Source organism: Aquimarina sp. Aq78, from assembly GCF_900299525.1.
In the GTDB taxonomy this organism is placed as follows: domain Bacteria; phylum Bacteroidota; class Bacteroidia; order Flavobacteriales; family Flavobacteriaceae; genus Aquimarina.
Genome location: NZ_OMKA01000026.1, coordinates 695,677 through 718,654 on the forward strand (window position 1 = coordinate 695,677; position 22,978 = coordinate 718,654).

Genomic DNA, 22,978 nt, shown 5'->3' on the forward strand with positions numbered 1-22,978 from the left:
TGTTAGACCGTGCGCCCTAATTTTTCTCTTAATTCTAATAATGCCAAGTGCATTCTTCGCTCTACCGCTTTTTGCGTTAACCCAATAATCTCTGCAATTTCTTTATAGGTTTTCTTGTCTTTTCTACTTAATAGAAAGACTTCTCGTTGTTTTGAAGGGAGTTCAGAAATACTACGTTGTAATTTTACCATAAACTCTTTTTCTTCCATTAGAAACTCGGGACTATAATCATATTGAATAGAAGAGAAGCTTTGCTGATTATACTTTAAGATTACTTTTTCGTGATTTAATTCATTAAAAAAAGCATTTTGAGCTACTTTCATTAAAAATGACTTTGCTTTATCAAAAAGTACTTTTTTACAATTTTTCCAAAGTTTTACAAAAGCATCCTGTGTTATATCTTCTGCCTGTTTCATATCTCCGCATTTATAATAAATGAAATTCAGGATCACTTTAGAATGATTATCAAAAATCATTCTAAAGTTTTTTTCATCACAAACAGACTTTTGTTTTTCTGACATCTTAGAAATACTTAGCTTTTTTTTCAAAACTACGGTATTTAAAGAAAAAGTATAGAAAGATGTTCTTTTTTCTTTCTACTAATGCCTTCTACTTAAGCTTTTATTGTAATGATATCTCCATATATTATAACAACAGTATGTTTTGCTTTTACCCTATTTCTAAAAAATAATATAGAGGATTTAAAAAAAAGCAGATAAAAAAATAGGGTGTTTTAAAAGTTCACTGTTGTGTAAGAAAGGACGTTTAATTTTTAACCCGAAATAAACTATGAAAAACGTGAAAAAATGGAATTATATACTGATCATTTTTCTGAGTATTATAACAATTTCTATCCAATCCTGCAGTAAAGATGATGATGCAGCAGGTCCACAGCCGAATTCGGATACAAATACCGAAGGTAATACAGGAGGAAATACGGGGACTGATAGTGGAACTGAAGGTGATGGCGGGAGTATAACTCTTTATAAAGTTGAAGGTGATAAAATAGTAAAAGAAAAGGATTATAAAGTAACCGGAAAACTATTAGAGTTTCAAAAGGATACTAAAAAGCATGAGGAAATATGGGACTTAGTAAAAAAGATTGTTCCGACGGATTATAGATCAAGAATGAGTGAGTTTGTAATTTTTGCTGGTGAAAATGATGGAACCGCTGGATATGTAGTACAAAGAACGCAAGATCTCTCAAAATGGCAGATGGGTATTGCGATAGATTTTGCATATGAAGGAGGGTTTAATGCAAGAGGAGAACTGGCATATACTATAGTGCACGAATTTGGGCATATCATTACTTTGGATAAAGTGCAGGTCGATTCTTCTGTATCTCAAGGCGACTGCAAAAACTTCTTTACCGGAGAAGGGTGTTCCCGGGATAATTCTAATATCAATAAACTATATCAAAGTCATTGGGCTGATATCTGGGAAGAATTTCGAAAGGTGAATAATCAGAGTGATGCACAAAAATTTTATGACAAATATAAAGAGCGTTATGTAACTCAGTATGCTTCTACGAATCCTGGAGAAGATATCGCAGAGGTTTTTGCTACGTTTGTGACCAGAGCCGGAGGAGTAAATGGAAACAGTAGAGCAGAAAAAAAGATCCAGATGATGTATGATAATGCCGAAATGATAAAACTGCGAAATTATATACGAGGAAATATCGCAAAAAGCAGTAGAAGCTTCCTGCCTCTTCCTGGATCATGGAAAAATGCAAATACTTTCGGTAATAAGAATAAAACACACTGTAGTATTCACAAGCATTAAAATGATAAAAATGGTATTAATGGTCTGATTACCCAAATCACTAGTACTTAAAAAAGATAGCGTATGAAATATGTAATGATAGTATTGATAATGGTAAATTTTTCTTGCCAATCTACCAAGAACACTGCTACAGATACTTCAAAAGATGAAGCTCTGGTATATTATTCAAAAGGATCTTGTATGGGAAAATGCCCGGTGTATGATGTGTGGATATATGAGGACGGTTCGGTTTTTTATTCGGGAATACAACATGTTTCTGCAAAAGGAAATATAAAAACAAAATTAAAAGAAGAGGAATTTAGAGCGTTAAAAACAATATTGAATAAAGGTTTAAACGAAGATTTGGCTTTTAAAAAAGTGAGAGATTGGCCAATTACTACATTGCGTTTTAATGGTAAAGAATATAAATATTATTCTTCCAAAATTCATGGTACCCTAAAAGAAATTGATAATAAATTAAAAAAAGCAATAGATAGTATCACACTGGGTTACGAAGGTGATGAACATAAAGAGGGATAGTTTTTTGGGTAGGCCTTGAACTAAATGTCTTTAAAAATAGAAGTAATTAAGGGGATTAATAATAAGTAGTAATGATTTGATTTGTAAAGGTTGCCCTTAATTTAGTGTCTATTTATAAACCTGATGAGTTTAACTTGTCAGGTTTTTTTTGTTTGATTAGAATATGATAAGAGCTTTAAAAGTTAGTAACAGTCCATTTTAAGTTGTCCTTTGTTTTGATAATAACGTATTGGTTTATTATTGACTTCTCTACATATTTCATCTAACATATTGATAACTTCTTTTTGCATAATAACAGATCCACAAATTAGTACAACTCCGTTTTTGTCTAATATTTTTGTAATTAGGTTACTATTTTTTTTGAGTACATGTTGTACATATATTTTTTCTGGTTGAGCTCTTGAATATGCAGGATAAAAAGTAGTTAAATTATTGTTTTTTAAACTGTCTTGAATTGTTTCATTATACAATTCATTAGATTGTTTATTTCTTCCTCCCCAAAATAGATGTGTTTTTGTTTTCTTATGATTTTCACTAATCATTCCTAAAAAAGGAGCTATTCCTGTTCCGTTTGCAATCATAACAACTTCTTTTGCATGAGTTGGAAAATTAAAATGAGGATTTCGTTTTATTGATGCCTTAATACTATCGTTTTGGCTAAGCTTACTAAAATAGGTCGAACATATTCCGAATTCATGCTTTTTAATACTCAAAATAATATCGTCATCAATTTTACCAATAGAATACAAACGTTCTACAGCATCTTTTTCTGGGTAAAAGGATAACAAGTCTCCTGATTGAAATCGTATTTTTTCTTTTGGATGTAAACGCAGTAAAAATGTGTTGTCAACGTTTAATGAGGATTTATAAATAACCGAAAACAGTTTGCTTTTTTTAGCTTTTATTGTCTTCTGTGGCTGTTTTAAAGGTATTGATAAACCAACATTTTTACTCCATTGTAATGACCAATCCTTAAAGACTTCGAATGATTGATTGTTAATTTTATGCAGTTCTAGAATTGGTTTAAACTTTGAATGTGAACGTAACATTTTATCAATATCTATTGCATATTCACAAAAATCTGGATATGCTAAAGAACCAAAACCCACAACAGAAAAACAAACTTCTTTTTTTTGATTGATTTTTTTAAAAGATTGCTCAAAACTTTTTGCATTTGTAGGAGGTTCTCCTTTACCATAAGTTGCTGTAAATATGATTAAATGCTCTGCTTTTTTATAGGATGAATATTTGTTTAATTCTGAAATAAAGACCGTTTTTCCCAAATCAATCAAAGCATCATAGAAGAGTCTTGCATAATCAAACGTATTTCCGGTTTCTGAGCCAACCAAAATAATGTATTCGGATTTGTCTTTATGATAAACATTTTTTAGGACTAGACTTTTCTTTCTCCGTTTGAAAGTCATTAAAAAACCTGAATACATAAAGAACAAAATAGAACAGCTGGAAATAAGTAAGACAATAGACCATAAGATACTTCCTTGCCCAGTATGTAATACCAAACTCCAATGTGATACTAATGTATTAAAAGGGTACTTTATTTCACTTAATATTTCGCCTGTAAATTGATTAATATTCAATTCCTTATCAGATAGTTTTATATGAAAATAATCTTCTCGATCATTAGAAAAAGGGAACTCTACTTTTCTGATATTTTTAAGTTGTATTTGATTAAAAACTTTAAAATCTTTGATTTGCTGTTTGGGAATTTCTTTTATATTCTCAAAATCAATTTGATGTTTGATTATATTGGATGGTAATAGTGAAAATTTTTCTAATGACAAATACACACCTGTTAGAGCTATTATGATAATAGGAATCAATGTTAACCTACCTATTTGTATGTGATAATATTGCTCAAAATTCTCTTTTATAACTTTAGAAAAAAAACGGCGTATACCTTGTTGTCTTTTAATAATTAAAAGGACCCCGGTAGTTGCAATTAAAAATAATATGAAAGAAACTAACCCTACAAAAAAACGACCAGTACTTTTTAGAAATAAAGAACGATGTAGGTTGGTAGCAAACTTAAAAACGGGAGCTTTTTCAATAATATCACCTACCTTTTTACCAGTTAGAGGATCGACATAAAAAGTTTTGTTTTTTCCTTCTTTGGTAATTACCGAGGTTGATACAAAATCATTATTATCGATTTCAATTTCAATTATTTCATCATAATTTTTTTGTAGTACTGTTATCGTTTGCGCAAGAGTTATGTTTTTTACGTTGTATGTAGCATAAGGCTCTAGCTGATTCGATATAGGTTCGAATGCTAAAACAATCCCTGTTAAGGAGGCTATAAGTATAAAAGCAAATGAAGATATAGCCAAAGCGAGGTGGCTATATCTCCAAATTGAAATCGTCATTTAATTTTATTGTTATTGTGGCATCATACGAATATATCGTATAAACCCTTTTCCTTCAACTTTACTTTTTATGGTCTCAGATGTTAACTCAAATTCTACATCATCTTTATAATACTCTTGATCTTCTACGGCGGTTTCAAAACGTATTTTATAACCAGAGTCAATCTTATTACTTTCAATTTCAATAATATTGATAGATCGCCCACCGCCACTTACGGTTGCTCCAGTAATAGCGTCAATATCTTGACGTTTTTTTCCATAAAATTTCCACCAATCCGTAATATCATGATACCATTCTTCATCATCACCTTGTACAAAAAGTGTTTTTTCGTAGTTCCCGTTTGAGTCTAGTAAAGAAATAACTATATATGCACCTTCTCCTGTATAATTTGTCATTTGTATCATACATTTATAGGTATTACTTTCTGTAGTACTTTTAAACCCAAATACAGTAAAAATTGCAAGTGCTATTATTGGAAACACTTTAAATGTTACTATTTTTTTCATTCTATTTTAAAAAATTTATATCTACGTTGTTTGTCTTTAATACTTCATTTTCACTTGCCAGATCAAATACAGATTCTTCAAAATCAGTTTTAATGGCCTTATCAGCTCCTATAGATAATAAATATGCTAAGATTTTATTATTCTTGGCGGTCATCGCTGCTTTATGTAAGACTGTAATTCCTTCTTTATTCTTAGCATTGATATCGATATTATAATCAGGAATCATTTTTAATAACTCTAGATCGTTTTTCTCTATTGCCAAGTGATACAATGTATTTCCATTTTTTTGAGGCTTGGCAATATCAAGTCCTTTTTTAGTCAAGGCGTCTATTTTCTTTTTGAATTGATCTACCTTATTTGGATTATACGATTTTAGTGTGTAGTATCCTAGATCATTCCCTTTAGAATCGATTACATTTACATCGGCTTTTTGGTTAATTAAAAAATCAACCACATCTATTGTGTTATTTTTTATCGCATTGGTTAATGCAGAATGCCCTTCTTTATTAGTGATATTTATATCATTTGTGTTTTTTGCAAATAATTTTATAACCTCTAATGTATTACTATGGGATGCATTTAATAATGGAGTATTACCTTTATCATCTTTTTGATTAGTATTAACCCCTTTATTTAAAAAATAATTTAAGACTTTAAAATCGTTATTTCTATACGCTAGATTGTGTAGTGGAGTTACTCCATTTTTGTTTGTAATATTTGGTTCAATACCTAAGTTTTCTAAGTATTGAAAGAATTCCAAAGAATTATAACCTCTTCTGGTACCTCTACTGGCAAAAATCATTGCATTGTCACCTTTATCATTAAGTTCTTTATAAGAAACACCTTTTTTGATTAATTGGTCTAGCATTTTTATATTTCCGGTACGTGCAGTGTAATTAAAAACTCCATTTCCATCATCATCATTGTCATGAATGTCTAAACCTTTTGAAGTAAAATAATCGATAAGAGTAAAATCTTTTAGGGAAGGAGTTACTAACAGTAAAGCATTTGCTCCGTGTTCATCTTTGTCAGTTTGTACATCAATCCCGTTTTTAATGCACAAATCATAAATTTCTGTATTTGTTTGGCCAGCCGCTGCTGCAAAAGTTAATACCGAAAAGTAATGAGAATCTTTTAAATCCATCCTTGCTTTTTGAGCTATAAGATGTTTCATTAACTCCACATTATTTTTATAAGCTGCCCAAAATACATAGGTTCTTTTATCATGGGTTAACTTATTAACATCATTCCCTTTTTTAGAAAGTAAGTGTTTTATTATTGCATTATCTGCATTTTCCAAAATAGCATATACTACAGCATCGAATCCATTTTTATTTAATGCCGTTGCATCATTACCTTCTGTTATTTTCTGATCTATAACTTCTATTGAAGGGTTAGTTTCCCAGAATTCTCTTTCTAAAAAAACATTTTTTGTCTGAGCCTGTAAAACATTTACAAATAAAATAAATGCGGCTAATAATTTTATTGTTTTCATTTTTTTTAATTTAAAATTTATATCGCAATACCGTTCCAAAACTAGCAGGTTGAATCCTGTTAAGATATACTGTACGATATGCATTATATCCAATTTCATTAAAAACATTATTTCCGAAAACATCTAAACTTAATCTACTATTAAATTTGTATGATGCTTGTACGTTTACCGTAGTATATGCTTTTAAATCAAATGGCCTAACCCCAGGAACTACTCCGGTATGTGTGTAATTCCTGGACCATACATTATGAGGGCGTTCTCCTAAATAATAAGCTCCTGCACCTAAAGACAGCCCTTTTACATATTTTTTGAAGTTATAACGTACCCAAAAATTTGCTGTATGCCTAGGTGTATTTAAAGGGCTAGAATTAAAATAATAAGATACATGATTTTTATATTTGGCATCTAAATAAGAATAACCTCCTATTATTTCTAAATTAGGCAATACTCTACCTATTAATTCTATTTCAACACCGCTTCTGGTATCTTCTCCTCCCTGTAAATAATATCCTAAGAAATTACCTGCGGGGTCAATTGCTTGCAAGTTTAAATTTTTACTATAGGTCGAAAAATAGGTTACGTTAAAACGTAAAGCTTTATTTAACCACACCGATTTAATACCTGTTTCAAATTGATCCCAACGTTCTGTACCTAACTCTTTGCCATTAACATCTCGATAAAAAGAAGTCATAGGATTAGAGCTACTGGCATAGGAGCCAAAAATAATAATATTTTCTGTAGGTTTAATATTTAATCCTATTAAAGGATTAAAGGCATCATCGCGTTTTGCTCCGGTCAAACTTCTTCCTATAAAATTACCTTTAGTTCTTTCTAATGAGGTATATCGTAATCCTAAAAAGAGATCTGCCCATTTTGTAACAGAAATTTTATCCTGGACAGTAAATCCATATGACTTTGTTTTAGACCCTGTAGCTCTTGCAGGGTTTGGTGTTACTGTAACCCCATCAGGTAAAATATTATTGATAGGTTGAGTAACATCAATGATATCTATATATGTAGGAGGATCATTATCTGGGTCGTTATCATTATCTGGGTAGTTAGCTGTATAAGCAGTATTGTCAAAAGTAGTATTTCTATAATCTATTCCTACCTGAAACGTATGTGTTAAAAAACCTGTTTTAATGTCTTTACCAACCAAATCTATTTGTAAAACACTATTTTTATCACTTCTTCCCTGAGCATAATACTCTCGATATCTCTGTGTATTAAGTAGCTCTGGTAATCCAGTTCTTCCACCTCCTTGAAAAGCATAAGAAGTCTCTGCATACGTTTCTAAATCAGAAGCAAAATATCCCGCTTTTATGCTTAGGTCATCATTTATTTCTCGCTCAAAACGTACCGCATAAGTAGTGTTTATAGAATTATTTCTATCAGATTCGAAACCTAAAAACTTATCATTTGGTAATTTAAAAATGTTATTTGTTGCATAATCTCCTAAATTAATGGTCCCTTGGTCTGGAGTTGTACTATCATCCATATAGTCCATTTCCAGAACGATAGAGGTTTTTTCATTGGGTTTCCATGCAAGGGAAGGATTTATATAAAAACGCTCCGAATTCACTTTTACTCTATAACTATCTGCTCTATCATAAGAACCTGCTACTCTAAAAGCAATGGTTTCCTTTTTGTCTAAAGGACCATAAAAATCAAATGTGGGGCGTACTTTGCCAAAACTACCAAGTCTTAAGCTTACTTCACCTCCGCTATAAAATTTAGGAGTTTTGGTTACAACATTTATGACTCCTCCTACAGAACCCAAATCGCCTCCTAAACCTTGACTAATTGCAGAAATCCCTTTTAATACCTGAATATTATCAACGCCTGCCATATCGGTAATAACACCAACTCCTCTGAAATCTGAATTGATTCTAACTCCATTTTTTAATAAAGGAATACCTCTGTATCCTCTTAAAGACATACTTTCTCTTATATTTCCGTATGTGGCAAACGTATAAACACCAGCAACATTTTTGGTAACCTCGCTTAGCGTTAATGCATTTTGTTGATCAATAAGTTTATGCGACAGTACAGATATACTCTGTAACTGCTCATTGGGCTGTAATGGTAGTCTGGTGAGTGTTTCTAATTTTTCTGCTCTTTTATTTCTAGAGCCAAAGAGTTCAACTTCTTCTAGCTGAGTATCATTTTGTAATACAAAAATAAGACTCGATATATCACCTGATACATCTGTTTTTTGACTAAGTTCATTATATCCAACAGCACTAGCTACTATCTCGTAGGTAGCAAAAGGAACATTGTTAATGGTAAAAGTACCATCTTCTTGTGCTTGTGCACCTAGACTGGTTTCTTTGATGAATACATTTGCATAAGGAATCGCCTCATCAGATTCGCTTTTTACAACACCTCGTATAGTGGCTTGACTATACATCAAATTCAAGCCACATAAAAGTAGCAATAGGGGTAATTTTTTAAAGACTGACATGATTGTAATATTTATTGGTTGTGGTTGTGGTTATTGAATTACGAAAGATTCGATTACTTTATTAATATCTTGTTCTTTTATGTATTCGTCAGAAAATAGGTGCTTATATAGTGGTTTGTTATTAACTTTGGCTTCTAGTACTAAATTGGCATTTCTTCCAAAAATTTTGTCCCATTTATTGCGAACTAAAGCCCATTTTTGATTGTTTTCTTTCCACCAGTTTGCGGCTACTTTACATTTACTATCGTCTACTTTCACATATGTATTGTATCCTTTTTCCTTAGCCAAAATAACATCAGCTTTACCTGCTTCACGTATTACTTTATCATTGTTTTGATCGTGTATCCAACCATTTTTAGTAATCTCATGTCTGTTTCCTCTAACAGTTACATTGTAATCACTTCTTTTAGTATACTCTCGTCTTGGTAATGGAGCATCTGTTCTGTTTTCCCAAAAACTTTTTCCATCCACATGTACCCAGGTCGCAGAGCCTTCATAACGAGGACTATCGTCTACCTGATATACTTTTTGAGTCCACTGCCCTTTTACATCAGATTCAGACTTACTTTCATAATTCCAGGAATTATTACCGTTGAACATATAGAAATCGGTATTTTGAAATATCCAATCTTGTCTCCAATGTTTTACAATATGAGGTTTTGAAGGATCACCTACTTGTAATAGATGCTGAATAGAAATCTTGTTTTTATCCTCCTCAACCAATTGAGCCCATTCTAACCCTTTGGCAATTTTTGTTTTTGAAGGCTTATAAAGAGAATCATTGCTATATTGAAAAGTTTCTGCAAAATTGAAGGTTACTTCATAGCAACCACACATTTTTTTTATAGCATTTTTATCTTGCTTTTTTTTATCCTGTGCAGTTATCGTACATACTGCAACTAAAAGTAAAAGTGATGAAAGTGTTAATCGTTTCATTTTTGAATATTTTAAAAAATTACTAATCCTTATTTAGATTGAATTAAAATAATTATATATTTGCTGCAAATTTATTAAGAATGAATCTAAATAGAAATAGATTTTTGCTTTATTTTTTATTTTTTTTACCTAAATTTCATTTTCGCGTAAAAAGGATGATAGATATAACATCATAGAGGATGTACTAGTAATTATGATAAACCTCTTTTTATCAAGATCGTCAATGAAAGTGTTAAAAGGGGAAATCAGAAATTAGAGAATACTTTATTAAAATAGTAAAACGTGTTTTTTGTTTTATAACCATAGTGTTAATGTAAACTCTCCATATCCTTTGATATGGAGAGTTTTTTGTGGATTATCTACATGGATCAGTACATAAAAGCAATGTTTTGATAAAAAATAACAGTACGAAATATGAGCCTTGTGCAGTTCATCAATTATTAATACTCTCGTTTACTTATTTTAATAAGATTTAATAAGATGAATTCATAACTAAATTGTCGTTTACAAGAGTGGTGAGGTATGTTTGTGGCAGAGGTGCTAAAAAGGTATATTTGTTACTATGCCAAGAACAATTTTCGAAAATATTGTAATTCAACATTTTGACAAAATGACTTTTTTCGAGTTTTGTCAATATACAAGTATTCGTTTTTTTGAAGTTGTACATTTCATAAAAGGAAGTGGTACAATAAAGATTAATGGAAGTAATGTTTCATACCATCCTAATAGTCTTTTTGTTTTTATACCAGACGATGTATATATAGTGCAAGTAGATACACCCACTACAGTAACAGCGATTAAATTTTTAAAAAGTTTTTTTAATGATTCAACAATCCCGGTTAACGATTGGTTTAGAAAGATTGAAACAGTTCTGAACAACGAAAGCCGGTCGGGAGAATTTGAATTTCAATCAAAATCTGACAAAAAAAATCTAGGCTCACTAATAAAAATACTTCATGAAGAAAATCAAGACAAAGAATTCTTCGACGTCATTATAGTTCAAAATACATTATCGACAATATTACGTATCATAGCAAGAAATGCAAGTCAGATAACTACTGTCAAATCTTCAAAACATCAAAATTCTAAAATCCAGGATATCATCAATTACATCCATCATCATATCTATGAACCAGATTTGATTACGAACAAAACTCTAGCAGAAAAATTTAATGTAGCAGACAATTATATTGGACAATATTTTAAGAAACAAATGGATATAAGTATTAAAAAATATATCCTTAATTATAAATTGAAATTGGCTGAAACACGCTTAAAATATACGGATTTGCATTTCTCTGAAATTGCCTCAGAACTCGGTTTTACTGATGCCAGTCATTTGAATAAAATCTTTTTGGCATACAAAGGAATAACAATTGGAGCATTTCGAACATCCCTAAGATAGATTCTTTTCTTACATCTTTAAACTTCGTTTTTTACTTAAATCACTTTGTTTTTTACACAATCAAATTTTGATTGTGGTGGTAATTTTGTTTTAGAAAATTAAAACAATTTAGTAATGAAGAAAAAACCACAACAAGTTTTTGATGATCATCTTAAAGCAATAGAAACTTTAAACCCGATTGCTGTGATAGATAATTATGCTGCCGATGCTTTATTTGTTACTCCAGAAGGTACTTACAAAGGAAAAAAGGAAATACTAAAGTTTTATAAAAAAATACTTCCAAGGCTGAAGAATTTTGATGCTAAATCAATTAGACAATCGATGTGTTCTAATATTATAAACCTTATTTGGTTTGTGAAAAACAGAAATGTCGAAACTGATATTTATATAATAATAAATGAAAAAATTCAGTATCAAAGATGTTCAGGAGTAATTAAATAATTTAAAAACAAAAAGATGGATACTACAGAATTTAAAACTTTTAAAGTAACAGTAAAAAATGCGCAAGCTTGGGTAACTTTTGATTACGAACCGGTTAATATACAAGGTGTTCCGATGCTTGATGATTTAAACAATTTGGCAGAACAGCTAGAAAATGACCGCTCTATAAAAGTAGTCGTATTTCAATCGGCACATCCAGAGATATTTGTAGCTCATGCAGACACAAATATGTTAAAAGACATGTCTACAGTTGCAGTACCAAGAGAAGAAGTAAAAACATTGTACATACAAGATGTTCTAAACAGAATTAGCAAACTACCACAAGCAACTATTGCAAAAGTAGAAGGTTTTGCCAGAGGAGGAGGACATGAATTTATGCTCGCATGTGATATGCGATTTGCAGCTCGTGGAAAGGCAAAATTTATGCAAATGGAAGTAGGTATGGGAATTTTACCTTGCGGAGGAGGTTCATCACGGATGGCACGTCAAGTGGGATTAGGAAAAGCACTAGAAATTATCTTAATGGCAAAAGATTTTGATGCTGATGAAGCAGAACGTTTTGGAACTATAAACAGAGCTCTTGATGCATCTAAAATAGGGAGTTATGTCGAAGACCTAGCAGATAGAATCTCTAAATTCCCTGCAGAATCAATTGAAGCTTGTAAACGTACCGTATATGCCTCTATAGATTTATCAATTGATGATGCTATTAAAGAAGAAGCTTATTGGTTGTACCAATCTATGAGTAAAACACCAGCACAAAAACGTTTCCAATATGCAGATGATAATGGTGCCCAATTTGATATGAATAATCAAAGAGCATGGAACGATCTTGTCATAGGAATTCAGGATGTGAAATAGTTAGTAGAAATATTATACTAGAAAATAGAAATGCCTCTTTTTTAGGGGCATTTTATGTAAAACATGAAAAATGGAAAATTTTGAATCTATAAACAAAGGATATAATAATGTTTTTAAACCTGGGCAATTAAGTATAGGGCTTGTGGTTCCTATTGAAAACTATGCACAAGGAGCTACCCCAACAATGAAAGATCATGTAGAACGAGTACAAAAAGTTGAAGAAATAGGCTTTAAAGCCATCTGGTTAAGAGATATCCCATTTAATGTGCCTTCTTTTGGAGATGTAGGGCAAACTTTTGATCCTTTTACTTATTTGGGTTATCTAGCAGGAAAAACCACAGATATTGCATTAGGAGTTGCAAGTATTGCATTACCACTACATCACCCAGTTCATATAGCAAAATCTGCAGCAACTATAGATCAATTATCTAATGGAAGATTGATTATGGGAGTGGCATCAGGAGATAGGTATGATGAATATCCTGCAATGCATATTGACTATGAGAAACGAGGAGAATTATTTAGAGAGTCATTTGCTTATATTCGTAAAGCACAAAATGATTTCCCTAATTTGGAAACCATTCATTATGGTAATTTAAAAGAAACGATAGACATACTACCTAAGCCTACAGCTCATAAAATCCCATTATTAATGACAGGATATAGCCAGCAAACATTGGAATGGAGTGTAGAGAACACAGATGGTTGGATGTCATACCCTAAAGGTTTGTATCAACAACAAAATACCATTGCACAATGGCGAGAACTTATAACAGAAACACAAGCGTATAACAAACCATTTATGCAACCTTTATATATTGATTTACAGAAAAATGATGATTTTAAACCTCAACCGATCTCACTGGGTTTTAAAATTGGAGCAAATTATTTAATTGAACATTTGAATCAATTACAAGATATAGGTGTCAATCATGTTGCATTAAATCTACGTTTTAATTCTATGCATATAGAGGATACACTTGAGCACCTGTCAAATAAAGTGTTATAGCATTTTTATTTCGGTAAACAACAACAAATATTACTATGAGAAAAACGATATTAATAACGGGTAGTACAGATGGCATAGGAAAATTAACTGCCATAAAATTAGCTAAAAAAGGGCATACGATTTATATTCATGGAAGAAGTTCAGAAAAACTTTCTATTGTTATTTCAGAAATAAAAATCATGACAAAAAACGAGAATATAAAAGGATTTGTAGCTGATTTTTCGGATCTAAATTCGGTCAAACTAATGGCGAATCAAATTAAGAAAGAAGTACCGCAAATTGATGTGCTAATTAATAACGCTGGAGTCTATAATAGTTCTGTGTCTCATAATGCCGATGGTTTAGATATGCGATTTGTTGTAAATTATTTTGCACCTTATATAGTAACTAATGAGTTAATACCTTTGTTGAATAAAGGATTGGAACCTCGTATTATAAATTTAAGCTCGGCAGCACAATCTTCTGTATCATACAAAACATTGTTAGGAAAAGAAAAACAATCTGAAGGAGAAACCTATGCACAAAGTAAATTAGGATTAACCATGTGGAGTTTCTATTTGGCTAAAACCTTACAGGGTATATCTGTAATTGCAGTAAATCCAGGCTCATTACTTAATACCAAAATGGTAAAAAAAGCTTTTGGGAATTCTTGGTCATCAGCAGATAAAGGTGCAAACATTTTGTGTGAATTGGTAACTTCAGAAGAATATAAAGGTATTTCAGGAAAGTATTTTGACAATGATAAAGGTACTTTTGGGAAAGCACATCCAGATGCGTATAATGAAATAGAAATTAATAAACTTATTCATCATACTCAACAATTGTTGTATGAACTTTAATTATTAAAATCTAAGTTCTCTAAACAAGAGTTTGTAAAACTTTTGTAAACAAAAAAAGCTTCTCGATTAAGAGAGGCTTTTTTGCTGTACGGACAGAGAGATTCAAACTCTCTCACCTAAGATATTATTAGTTATTGACTACTTCGTTTTCTGTCATCTTTATATCGACAAGAATTAAACGTTTCTTGTGTTGTTTCACTTGCGTATCCTTGCTTACAATTTCTATGTTATCAATTTCATAAGTAATTATAAACTCTTTTCCTGTAAGTTTTTTTGTGCTTAAATCATACTTAGAGATCGCTTTTTTACTTACAAAAGTAAATTCGAGTACCTTTCCCGTATCCTTATTAGTAAAATAATACGCTTTATCAGATTGTCCGCTATAGGTTACCTGTGCTTCTACGATATCATTATTATCTATAGAGGTAAAACTAGCTGTTAATACTACTGCTAAAATTAAAAGAATCTTTTTCATTTTATAATATGATTTTGTTGTTATATATATTGAGACACCAAAAGATAAACAAAGTCACTAATAATTCCAATAAAAAACTCTTTAAAAGGAGATGTAAAATACGTTCTAATTTTCTTTTTCGTTTAATGAGAAGCCATTATAACTTTGAAAAGAGTGATTTACAATCAATAAATCAGATGCTTTTTAAAATCTCTATTTTATATAATATTAACTCTTATAAGCAGTACCTATATTATTAGAATATACCTTTCTGCTAAGTTTGAAATAAAATAACTTTTTTTTCAAAAAACAGGGTAATGAAATCTTCTTTCTCCCCCCTTTAGTATAGAAGTACTAAAGAGGCGGAAACCGAAAAGCCTTTAAAAGAGTAGGTATTCTTAAAACACATTAAACTTTTAACTATGAAAACCAATAAACTACTTTTTACGTTTTTGTTTGCTTGTATTTCCCTTATGGGTATGAGTAAAAACAACGATTCACCAATAAAGATAGAGATAGAAGACGATATGTTTGCATGCAATCCACCACCTATATCAGGTATATCAGTGTCAACTATTACTTGTCCGGGAAATCAAAATACATTTAAATTTGATTGGCCCTCTTCTACATCAAATCAATTTTATAGATATCAATACGTATTGAATGATAAAAACGGTAATATCTTACAACAAGGATATATTTCTCAAGCCTCACAATCAAATGTAACTTTCACAGTCAATAGTTCGTTGAAAGCTGTTAAGTTTAAAGTAAGAGTTATTTTTACCTGTGGCTATACACCTAAATTAGGATATATCAGGAAATCAGGGAATTGGGGGATTTTCCGCCATAGATTAGCTCGTAGAACTATCCCAATTACTTCAGTTACATCAATGGGATCTTATTGCTCCCAGAATACAGTAACATTTACACCGGCACCAAATTCTTCTTTAAATGATGAATATCATTGGGAAATTGATTTTGGACCAGGCTTGCCATTACAGACGGGGATATCTACTAAATCTGCACCTGCTTTCTCGGTTATTTCAATACCGATACAATATTCAGGAGGTCCTGTAAATGTTTATGTAACACCAAAGAATTTTTCCTGTGGATTTGGAACTACATATCACCAAGTATTTACTCCCGCTGCACCAGCTATATATGATTTAAGTAATACTATAATTAATCTTCCATCGAGCTATTGTCCGGGTACATCAAATACATTCGAAGCTACTCCTTTAATCCCTGGAGTAGAATATAAATGGACTTTTGCATATGTAGCCTCAAACCCTTCTACTTCTCCGATAATTTCCCAGGGTTTTGAAATGAATAAATTTAGTCCAAATTTTGGCTCAGGAAACCCTACGGGTACAGGTGCAGTTACTAGTTACTACGTATCATTAGAAGTACGTAGCGGATGTAAACCATGGTCTGATCCAATCTCTAAAGGTCCGATCCAGGTTTCTTATAGCAACAACTGCAACCCTATTGGTAGTATAAGCAGTTTATCAAGAGGGCAGAGTAAATCTCAGACTGATTTATTTGATATGAATATATATCCTAACCCGAGTAGTTCTGGTGTGTTTAATGTAAATACTTTAGGCTTAGAGGGAGCTAAAAAAATACAAGTATATGACATATCCGGAAAATATATTATAGAAAAAACGTTAGAAGCAAACCAATCAAAACTTGATTTATCAAGTTATTCAAGAGGTTTATATTTTGTTAAGATATCAAATGGAGTTGATCAAAAGACACGAAAAATAATCTTTTAGAACATGAAATAATATCAATAAAGCCTATCCTTTTTTTGGATAGGCTTTTCTACTTACCAAAATGGAATCTTTATGATAAAACAGAGAACTATAAATAACGATATGAGATTAAAATTTCCTTCTTAGATATAGTATGATCAATAACAATACTACAGAAAGAACAATGTATATCCACAAAGATGTTTGTGAATTAGCAGATAATTGTATTGAATCTATATTGCCTTGTACTATTAAAGGTCCCCAAAAAAAAGGAGAAAGCTCGGATCCTTGATGAGTTTTTAGGTAGTCAAGTTTAGCATTGCGTAGTGCAGATGATTTAGACATTCCTTTTTTTAAATAGGTATAGAAACTAAGAATAATTTCATTATTAGATTTTTCATTGGTGTTCCATAGAGAAGAAACAACACTTTTAGCACCAGTATGAAAAAAGCCTCTGGTAATACTCATAGTTCCTTCTCCAGGTTGTAATGCTCCAATGCCAGTCTTACATGCATCCAGAATAACTAACTCTGCTTGTGTTTTAATGAAATATAATTCATTGAGATATAATTTTTCATCATAAAAAGCGATCCATGGATCCTGGTTACTCATAGAATTGGCATGTGTAGATAGATGGATAGCTTTATAACTACTGGATTCTTTTATGAAATTACTTTTGGATGCATTTTTTTTTGTAAACATATTTCCTCCAAATAAACGCTGGATTTCTCTCATTTTTTTGCCACTCTTTTTTAAATCAACAAGGTTGTGTTTCTCAAAATGTATGGGAGCAAAACCGATAAGATTTTGAGTAGGAGATTTATTAGTATGGTTGATGCTTTTAGATAAAGATATAGAGTATAAATAACTAATTTCGAAATCGTTGATAAAGTAGTTGTTTGCTATATTGGCATTATCATCATTCGTAATTAAAGTTTCAAATGGAAGGTATTGAAGTGTATGATCCGGAATAATGATTATTTTTTTATTCTTAAACAATTTTAAGGTATCCATAAATGGAAACAATTTTTTAAAAATACTAAAGGATAGTGTTTTATATAAATTTTGATCCTTAACAGAAAATAGGGGTTGTTGTAGGAAATTGCTTAGATCAAGGATTTCTTTTTGTAAAACTTGAATGTTAGAAATCTTAAACAGATGGGTGGTGTCTGAAGCGATATACATGCCATATCCTTCCTCATCAGAAAGAATATATTGAATTATTACAGTATCAGTTTCAATAGCTTTTTGTTGCGTTTCCTCATAAGAAACCAAATCAATTTCTTTTTTGTAATTATAATAATTTGGATACTCTTTTTCTAAAGATTTTAGAAACTCTTCGTAATTTCTTTTTTTCTTAAAAACTAATGATTGTCTGTCTTTTTTGGTAAAAGTGACATCATCAATTATTTTTTGACTAGCCAGTAATATTTCGTGTTTTAATACATGTTCTTTTTCTTGTAATACTTCCGGTAATCCACCTAATTTCTTAGCTTCTTCATGTGTTAGGTTTTCTAATAATGATAAAGATTTACTTTTTTCTATAAAATAAAAAGCATTTTCCGGTTGATTGAGTAGATAGCTAATAGAAGTAGCTAACATATAAAGATCCACTCCTCTTTTGCGCCAAAAGAATTTAGATTGTTGTTCATAGCTTGCAGACCGTATAATGTCGATTAATTCATCTGCTCTAAATATTGTTGTTAGGGCATGTTCTAAGTATTCTTTGTTTTTAGTTTTAGTATAGAATTGTAACCAGGCTTTAGCTTTGTCTGTTAAATCATTGACTAATTCTGTTTGATTCTCGGATTGTTGAAGAACTTCTATAGGAGGGAGTTCATAAAAATCGGATTCATCATATTTATGACAATTGAAATTTATAGCTTTTTGATAATGTAGTAATGCTTGCTCGAAGCCTTCATGATATAAGTAATAATCTCCCAGGTTATCAAATGCCGAAGTGTGGTATGGGTTGTAGATTAATGAGTTTTGATAGTACTTAAATGCAATTTCTGGTTTATCGATACGCATATAAATGTATCCCAGGTTATTATATATTTTTGCAATATTTATTGAGTCTTTATTTTTGTTTTTTAGGCTTAGGGATAAGGCCTTGTCATAATAATTTATGGCCTTATTATATTCTTTTAGTTCATCATAAATGCTACCATATCTATTGTTAATAATGATTTTTGTTTTGATTAATTTTTGATCTGATAAATGAGAAATTGTTTTTTCAGTTTTTTTTAGATATTCAATAGCTTTATAATAATGTTCAATTTTATTGGTTCTAGAGTATACATTAGAAAAACTTAAGTATACGCTATACAGTTCCTTATTGAGTAATGAGTCATTTTGTTTAATGATGGTATGTTCTGCTTCTTGCAAATAATCTAATAATGTATAATAATCCCCTCTTTCAATAAACAGTTCGGCTAAGCCTATGGCATATGCTCTAATCGTAAATTTATCCTTGAAAGGCTGATTGATAAGAGTTTTAAAAGTTTTGATAGCATTGATTTTATCTTCAGAATACCAATAGTAATAGGCAAGATTATTATAGATGTTATTGATTAATTGGGGGAGAGAATCCGTAAATTTTTTTTGGATTTCCAAAGCTTTTTTACCATGCATAATTGCATGTTCATAATCTTTATTCCTAAAATTGAGTTTACCATATCTATGATATATATTACTTAATGTTATAGAATCCATATTCATTTTTTCTAATTCTAGCAATTGATTAATCTCCTTAACCTTAGATAGATATGAGTTGTTGGATTTTTCTATTTTTTCATAACTTTCCAGGACAAGAACTTTTGAGGCCTGTGCATTTCCGAAATGATATGACATACATATAAAGCTAAAAATGAAATAAAATGTAGGCCGTAAACATAAGTTGTTATTCATGAATAAGATTATTAAGTAAAAACTAAAAATAGTTAACTTTTAATATAGAATGGAAAAGCTATTCAGGTAATTTTATAAGAACCAATGAAGCTGCCAAAAGAAATGCATGGATAGAAACGTATGACTTAGAGAAATTATTTAATTACTCTGTCTTTGAAACGTACAGATAATGGATTTTCGTTATTGAGTATATGGGCATTAATTCTTAATTGATCAACCATCTGTTGTGGTGTTCTATAGCCTTGTAAGTAATATTTCATAGCTTTTGCTGCTACAAATGGAGCTGCAAAGGAGGTTCCTTCTACAGTATGATTATAGAAAGACACTTTTTCGCCTTTTGATAAAAAATCTACACTAAATATCCCGTAATTAGAGAAGTTAGATTTTTTTAAATAATTATTATGCTCATGATAACTTCCTATCGATAATACATTATTATGATAAATTGAAGATGGAAAATGATCTAAATTATCATTGTCATTATCACTATTACCAGCAGAAGTAAGATGTAAGATATTTGTGTTTACATTAATAAATTTGGAAAGCAGATCACTCGGGTATTGATACCAGCCAAAACTCATATTAATAACAGAAACTTCGGGTTTGCTAACAGCATATAAATAACTACAAAGAATATCAAATGTGGTTCCTGCTCCATCTTTATCAAACGCTTTTAAGGCAAGTATTTGGTAATCATTTATATTATGATCTTTTAGTTTTTTCATAATAATATCAGCTACAATAGTCCCATGACCATTATCATCAAACATATTGTTATCGTGATTTACAAAATCCCATCCAGAAATCTCGTAGTTGGTATTGCATGAAGACCCCTGGGATCCATTATTATATAAGAAAGGTTGTGTATTCTGTAACATATTCAAGTCAATTCCTGTATCTATGATAGCAATGGTAACAGGGTTTATATCATTAACAGGTCTGATAGAAGAATTTATTAGCCCTATAGGTTGACCTGTGGGAATAAGGTTAGGAGTTATGTTCTCATTATAATAATAAAATTGATAATCGGTACCTTCTACACCACCTTCTTGAGCAATATCATCTTTTCTTCCTTCGGTATAAGAATTTTGATCAAATACCCATTTTTGCACACGTTTATTATCGCAATTACAGGCCTTGTAATCAATAACATTATATTTTTGTCTTAAAGCATTTTGATCTGCTTCGGTCGTTGTATCAGTAAATTCAACGATGAGTTCATTTTTTAACTGTTTAGGTATTTTTATAGAATGTATATTTGATTTGTTGTTACCAATAGCATCTTGATTTTTACTGGCATCTTCATATAAAAAAGCTCCATTATCATCCTTGCAACTTGTGATCATGAAGCATAGTATTATAAGTTTTAAAAATGATTTAGCGCTTTTCATAGTATTGGGCTTTTAATAGTATTCATACTATAGTGTGTAAATTAAGAATTTATTACCCAAATTGTATGAACTCTATTTAGCATATCATTATGAATATATATTTATTTGATAATAAATAATATAGAATGTATTAAAGATAAGGTCGGGTGTATATTCTTTAGTTTTTGTAAGTTTAATATTATATTATCAAATATCAATGGGATGAGTAAACGATTTATTAATGCCTTGTTAGAACAAGATAATAAGATCATATCCGAAATATATGAACGATTTTTTCCGAAGACATTGAGATTCGTCAATCAAAATAAAGGAACAATAGATCAAGCCAAAGATATTTTTCAGGAATCATTATTGTATATTATTGTAGGAGTTCAACAGAGAAGGCTAAAAATAGACTGTTTTGAAGCATATTTATTTACAATTAGTAAGAATATGTGGAGAAGAGAACTAGAATTACAAAAAAGACAGGTAATGAATCAACAAGTACATACACTAGTAGATAAAGAAATGAATCCTGTAATGTTCATGTTAGAACAAGAACAAATGGAATTATACAGAGAAAAATTTAATGCCCTGTCTGAAAATTGTAAAGAAATCCTTTCTCTTTTCTTTAATGACGTATCGTATGAAGAAATTATAAAAGAATTGGAGTATGCCAATGTAAATACAGCCAGACAACGTATTTTTAAATGTAGAAGCAAACTTCTGGAAATGATTAAATCAGATAAACGATTTACTAAAGTAATTAAGAGTTATTATGAAGTTTGATAAAGAAATTTATGATCAGATTGATGCTTACATGAAAGGGGCAATGAATGAGGAAGAAAAGCTTCTATTTGAAAAAGAGATGGAATCTAATGATCTGTTAAAAGAAGAAGTTGAACTTAATAAATCAGTTAAAGCATCAATTAATGTTGAAGAATGGGCTTTAATGAACTCCAAAACATTTCCAAAAGAAGATATTTCAGAAATTAGTTCGTATCGTAGAAGTTCTGAATTTATGGCGATGAAAAATACAATTCAGGAATCTGCAGATCAATTTTTTGATAAAAAGTACGCAAAACCGAAAACAAATAACAGAAAGTGGATCTATTATGCAAGTACTATTGCAGCCGTTTTCTTGATTTTTTTAATTATGAAATTTACAGGAAATCAGGACCTCCAAAAACTATACTCGATCTATAGCGACTGGGATCAATTACCTTCTTTAATTGTTCAAAGTGATACCGATCAGGAACTGGCAAAAGCAACGCTATTATTTGAAGATCAAAAATATGAAGAAGCAATTTCTGCATTTAATGCAATTGTAGAGCAAACTAAAAGAGAAGGTGATACAGAAATGAATCCTTATGTTTCTTCATATCTTGGGATTTCACATCTCGAATTAGAAAATTATCAAAAAGCATTAGAGTACTTTGACAGGTTACAGCAAAGCGGAATGATCGATTATTCCAGAGCATATTGGTATAAGGCATTATTATATATTAAGAAATCAGATGTTGTAAAAGCAAAAGAACAGTTGACATTAATTCTCAAAGATGAGAAAAACTATAATTATGAGAAAGCAAAAGAGGTTTTGGAAAAGTTATTATAGAAAGTAAATTAAAAAAATAGAGACTTTCTTTGACTAGCATCTTGCTCCAGAGAAACTTCTCATCTCTCTTCCCAATAGTATTAAATTTTATATACAAAAAAAGCTTCTCGATTAAGAGAAGCTTTTTTTTGCTGTGCGGGCGGAGAGACTCGAACTCTCACACCTCGCGGCACTAGATCCTAAGTCTAGCGTGTCTACCAATTCCACCACGCCCGCATTAATACTTTTACAAT

General features: G+C 30.8%; 19 protein-coding genes and 1 tRNA gene. 10 read left to right on the forward strand and 10 right to left on the reverse strand.

What is annotated here, in order from left to right:
• Positions 1-2: 2 nt before the first annotated feature.
• Positions 3-548: an RNA polymerase sigma factor gene (locus DG435_RS19380; protein WP_234387167.1), complete on the reverse strand. Its 546-nt coding sequence runs from the start codon at positions 546-548 to the stop codon at positions 3-5.
• Between the two features lie 241 nt (positions 549-789).
• On the opposite strand from DG435_RS19380, the gene DG435_RS19385 reads away from it, so the two are divergent.
• Complete coding sequence (locus tag DG435_RS19385; protein WP_106794475.1) at positions 790-1,782, forward strand: hypothetical protein; 993 nt, start codon at positions 790-792, stop codon at positions 1,780-1,782.
• 63 nt (positions 1,783-1,845) lie between these two features.
• On the forward strand, positions 1,846-2,301 hold the full coding sequence (locus DG435_RS19390) for a DUF6438 domain-containing protein (protein WP_159025741.1): 456 nt from the start codon (positions 1,846-1,848) through the stop codon (positions 2,299-2,301).
• 182 nt (positions 2,302-2,483) lie between these two features.
• On the opposite strand, the gene DG435_RS19395 is transcribed toward DG435_RS19390, so the two are convergent.
• Genes DG435_RS19395 through DG435_RS19415 form a run of 5 tightly spaced genes read right to left on the reverse strand, consistent with a single transcriptional unit; the run spans position 2,484 to position 10,087 of the window.
• On the reverse strand, positions 2,484-4,685 hold the full coding sequence (locus DG435_RS19395) for a PepSY domain-containing protein (RefSeq protein ID WP_106794473.1): 2,202 nt from the start codon (positions 4,683-4,685) through the stop codon (positions 2,484-2,486).
• 12 nt (positions 4,686-4,697) lie between these two features.
• Positions 4,698-5,192 (reverse strand): DUF2271 domain-containing protein, encoded by a 495-nt coding sequence (locus DG435_RS19400; protein ID WP_106794472.1) that lies wholly within the window; start codon positions 5,190-5,192, stop codon positions 4,698-4,700.
• Between the two features lies 1 nt (position 5,193).
• Positions 5,194-6,687: an ankyrin repeat domain-containing protein gene (locus tag DG435_RS19405; protein ID WP_106794484.1), complete on the reverse strand. Its 1,494-nt coding sequence runs from the start codon at positions 6,685-6,687 to the stop codon at positions 5,194-5,196.
• Positions 6,688-6,697: 10 nt separating this feature from the next.
• Positions 6,698-9,151, reverse strand: coding sequence for a TonB-dependent receptor (locus DG435_RS19410; RefSeq protein WP_106794471.1), 2,454 nt, complete (start codon positions 9,149-9,151; stop codon positions 6,698-6,700).
• 30 nt (positions 9,152-9,181) lie between these two features.
• Positions 9,182-10,087: a DUF6607 family protein gene (locus tag DG435_RS19415; RefSeq protein WP_106794470.1), complete on the reverse strand. Its 906-nt coding sequence runs from the start codon at positions 10,085-10,087 to the stop codon at positions 9,182-9,184.
• 562 nt (positions 10,088-10,649) lie between these two features.
• On the opposite strand from DG435_RS19415, the gene DG435_RS19420 reads away from it, so the two are divergent.
• The 5 genes from DG435_RS19420 to DG435_RS19440 all read left to right on the forward strand — a co-directional run bounded on the left by DG435_RS19420 (position 10,650) and on the right by DG435_RS19440 (position 14,642).
• Entirely contained in the window at positions 10,650-11,492 is an 843-nt protein-coding gene (locus DG435_RS19420) for an AraC family transcriptional regulator (RefSeq protein WP_106794469.1), read from the forward strand.
• 114 nt (positions 11,493-11,606) lie between these two features.
• Positions 11,607-11,933, forward strand: a complete 327-nt coding sequence (locus DG435_RS19425; protein ID WP_106794468.1) for a nuclear transport factor 2 family protein — start codon at positions 11,607-11,609, stop codon at positions 11,931-11,933.
• Between the two features lie 15 nt (positions 11,934-11,948).
• Positions 11,949-12,794 (forward strand): enoyl-CoA hydratase/isomerase family protein, encoded by an 846-nt coding sequence (locus tag DG435_RS19430; protein ID WP_106794467.1) that lies wholly within the window; start codon positions 11,949-11,951, stop codon positions 12,792-12,794.
• Positions 12,795-12,864: 70 nt separating this feature from the next.
• The gene (locus DG435_RS19435; RefSeq protein ID WP_106794466.1) at positions 12,865-13,803 is read left to right on the forward strand and encodes an LLM class oxidoreductase; all 939 of its coding nucleotides are present in this window, start codon (positions 12,865-12,867) and stop codon (positions 13,801-13,803) included.
• 35 nt (positions 13,804-13,838) lie between these two features.
• Positions 13,839-14,642, forward strand: coding sequence for an SDR family NAD(P)-dependent oxidoreductase (locus DG435_RS19440; protein ID WP_106794465.1), 804 nt, complete (start codon positions 13,839-13,841; stop codon positions 14,640-14,642).
• Between the two features lie 127 nt (positions 14,643-14,769).
• On the opposite strand, the gene DG435_RS19445 is transcribed toward DG435_RS19440, so the two are convergent.
• Entirely contained in the window at positions 14,770-15,117 is a 348-nt protein-coding gene (locus tag DG435_RS19445; RefSeq protein ID WP_106794464.1) for a hypothetical protein, read from the reverse strand.
• A gap of 401 nt (positions 15,118-15,518) precedes the next feature.
• Here DG435_RS19445 and DG435_RS19450 point away from each other — a divergent pair, with 401 nt between their 5' ends.
• Positions 15,519-16,871, forward strand: coding sequence for a T9SS type A sorting domain-containing protein (locus DG435_RS19450; RefSeq protein WP_106794463.1), 1,353 nt, complete (start codon positions 15,519-15,521; stop codon positions 16,869-16,871).
• A gap of 108 nt (positions 16,872-16,979) precedes the next feature.
• On the opposite strand, the gene DG435_RS19455 is transcribed toward DG435_RS19450, so the two are convergent.
• Together DG435_RS19455 and DG435_RS19460 are read right to left on the reverse strand one after the other, a co-directional pair.
• Positions 16,980-19,703 carry a CHAT domain-containing protein gene (locus DG435_RS19455; RefSeq protein ID WP_159025740.1) on the reverse strand — a complete coding sequence of 908 codons (2,724 nt, stop codon included), beginning with the start codon at positions 19,701-19,703 and terminating at the stop codon, positions 16,980-16,982.
• Between the two features lie 191 nt (positions 19,704-19,894).
• Positions 19,895-21,106, reverse strand: a complete 1,212-nt coding sequence (locus tag DG435_RS19460) for a S8 family serine peptidase (protein ID WP_159025739.1) — start codon at positions 21,104-21,106, stop codon at positions 19,895-19,897.
• Between the two features lie 246 nt (positions 21,107-21,352).
• Here DG435_RS19460 and DG435_RS19465 point away from each other — a divergent pair, with 246 nt between their 5' ends.
• Together DG435_RS19465 and DG435_RS19470 are read left to right on the forward strand one after the other, a co-directional pair.
• The gene (locus DG435_RS19465) at positions 21,353-21,919 is read left to right on the forward strand and encodes an RNA polymerase sigma factor (RefSeq protein ID WP_106794460.1); all 567 of its coding nucleotides are present in this window, start codon (positions 21,353-21,355) and stop codon (positions 21,917-21,919) included.
• Complete coding sequence (locus DG435_RS19470) at positions 21,909-22,745, forward strand: tol-pal system YbgF family protein (protein ID WP_106794459.1); 837 nt, start codon at positions 21,909-21,911, stop codon at positions 22,743-22,745. Before DG435_RS19465 ends, DG435_RS19470 begins: the two co-directional genes overlap by 11 nt.
• A 134-nt stretch (positions 22,746-22,879) precedes the next feature.
• On the opposite strand, the gene DG435_RS19475 is transcribed toward DG435_RS19470, so the two are convergent.
• A tRNA-Leu gene (locus DG435_RS19475) sits at positions 22,880-22,961 on the reverse strand.
• Between the last annotated feature and the right edge of the window lie 17 nt (positions 22,962-22,978).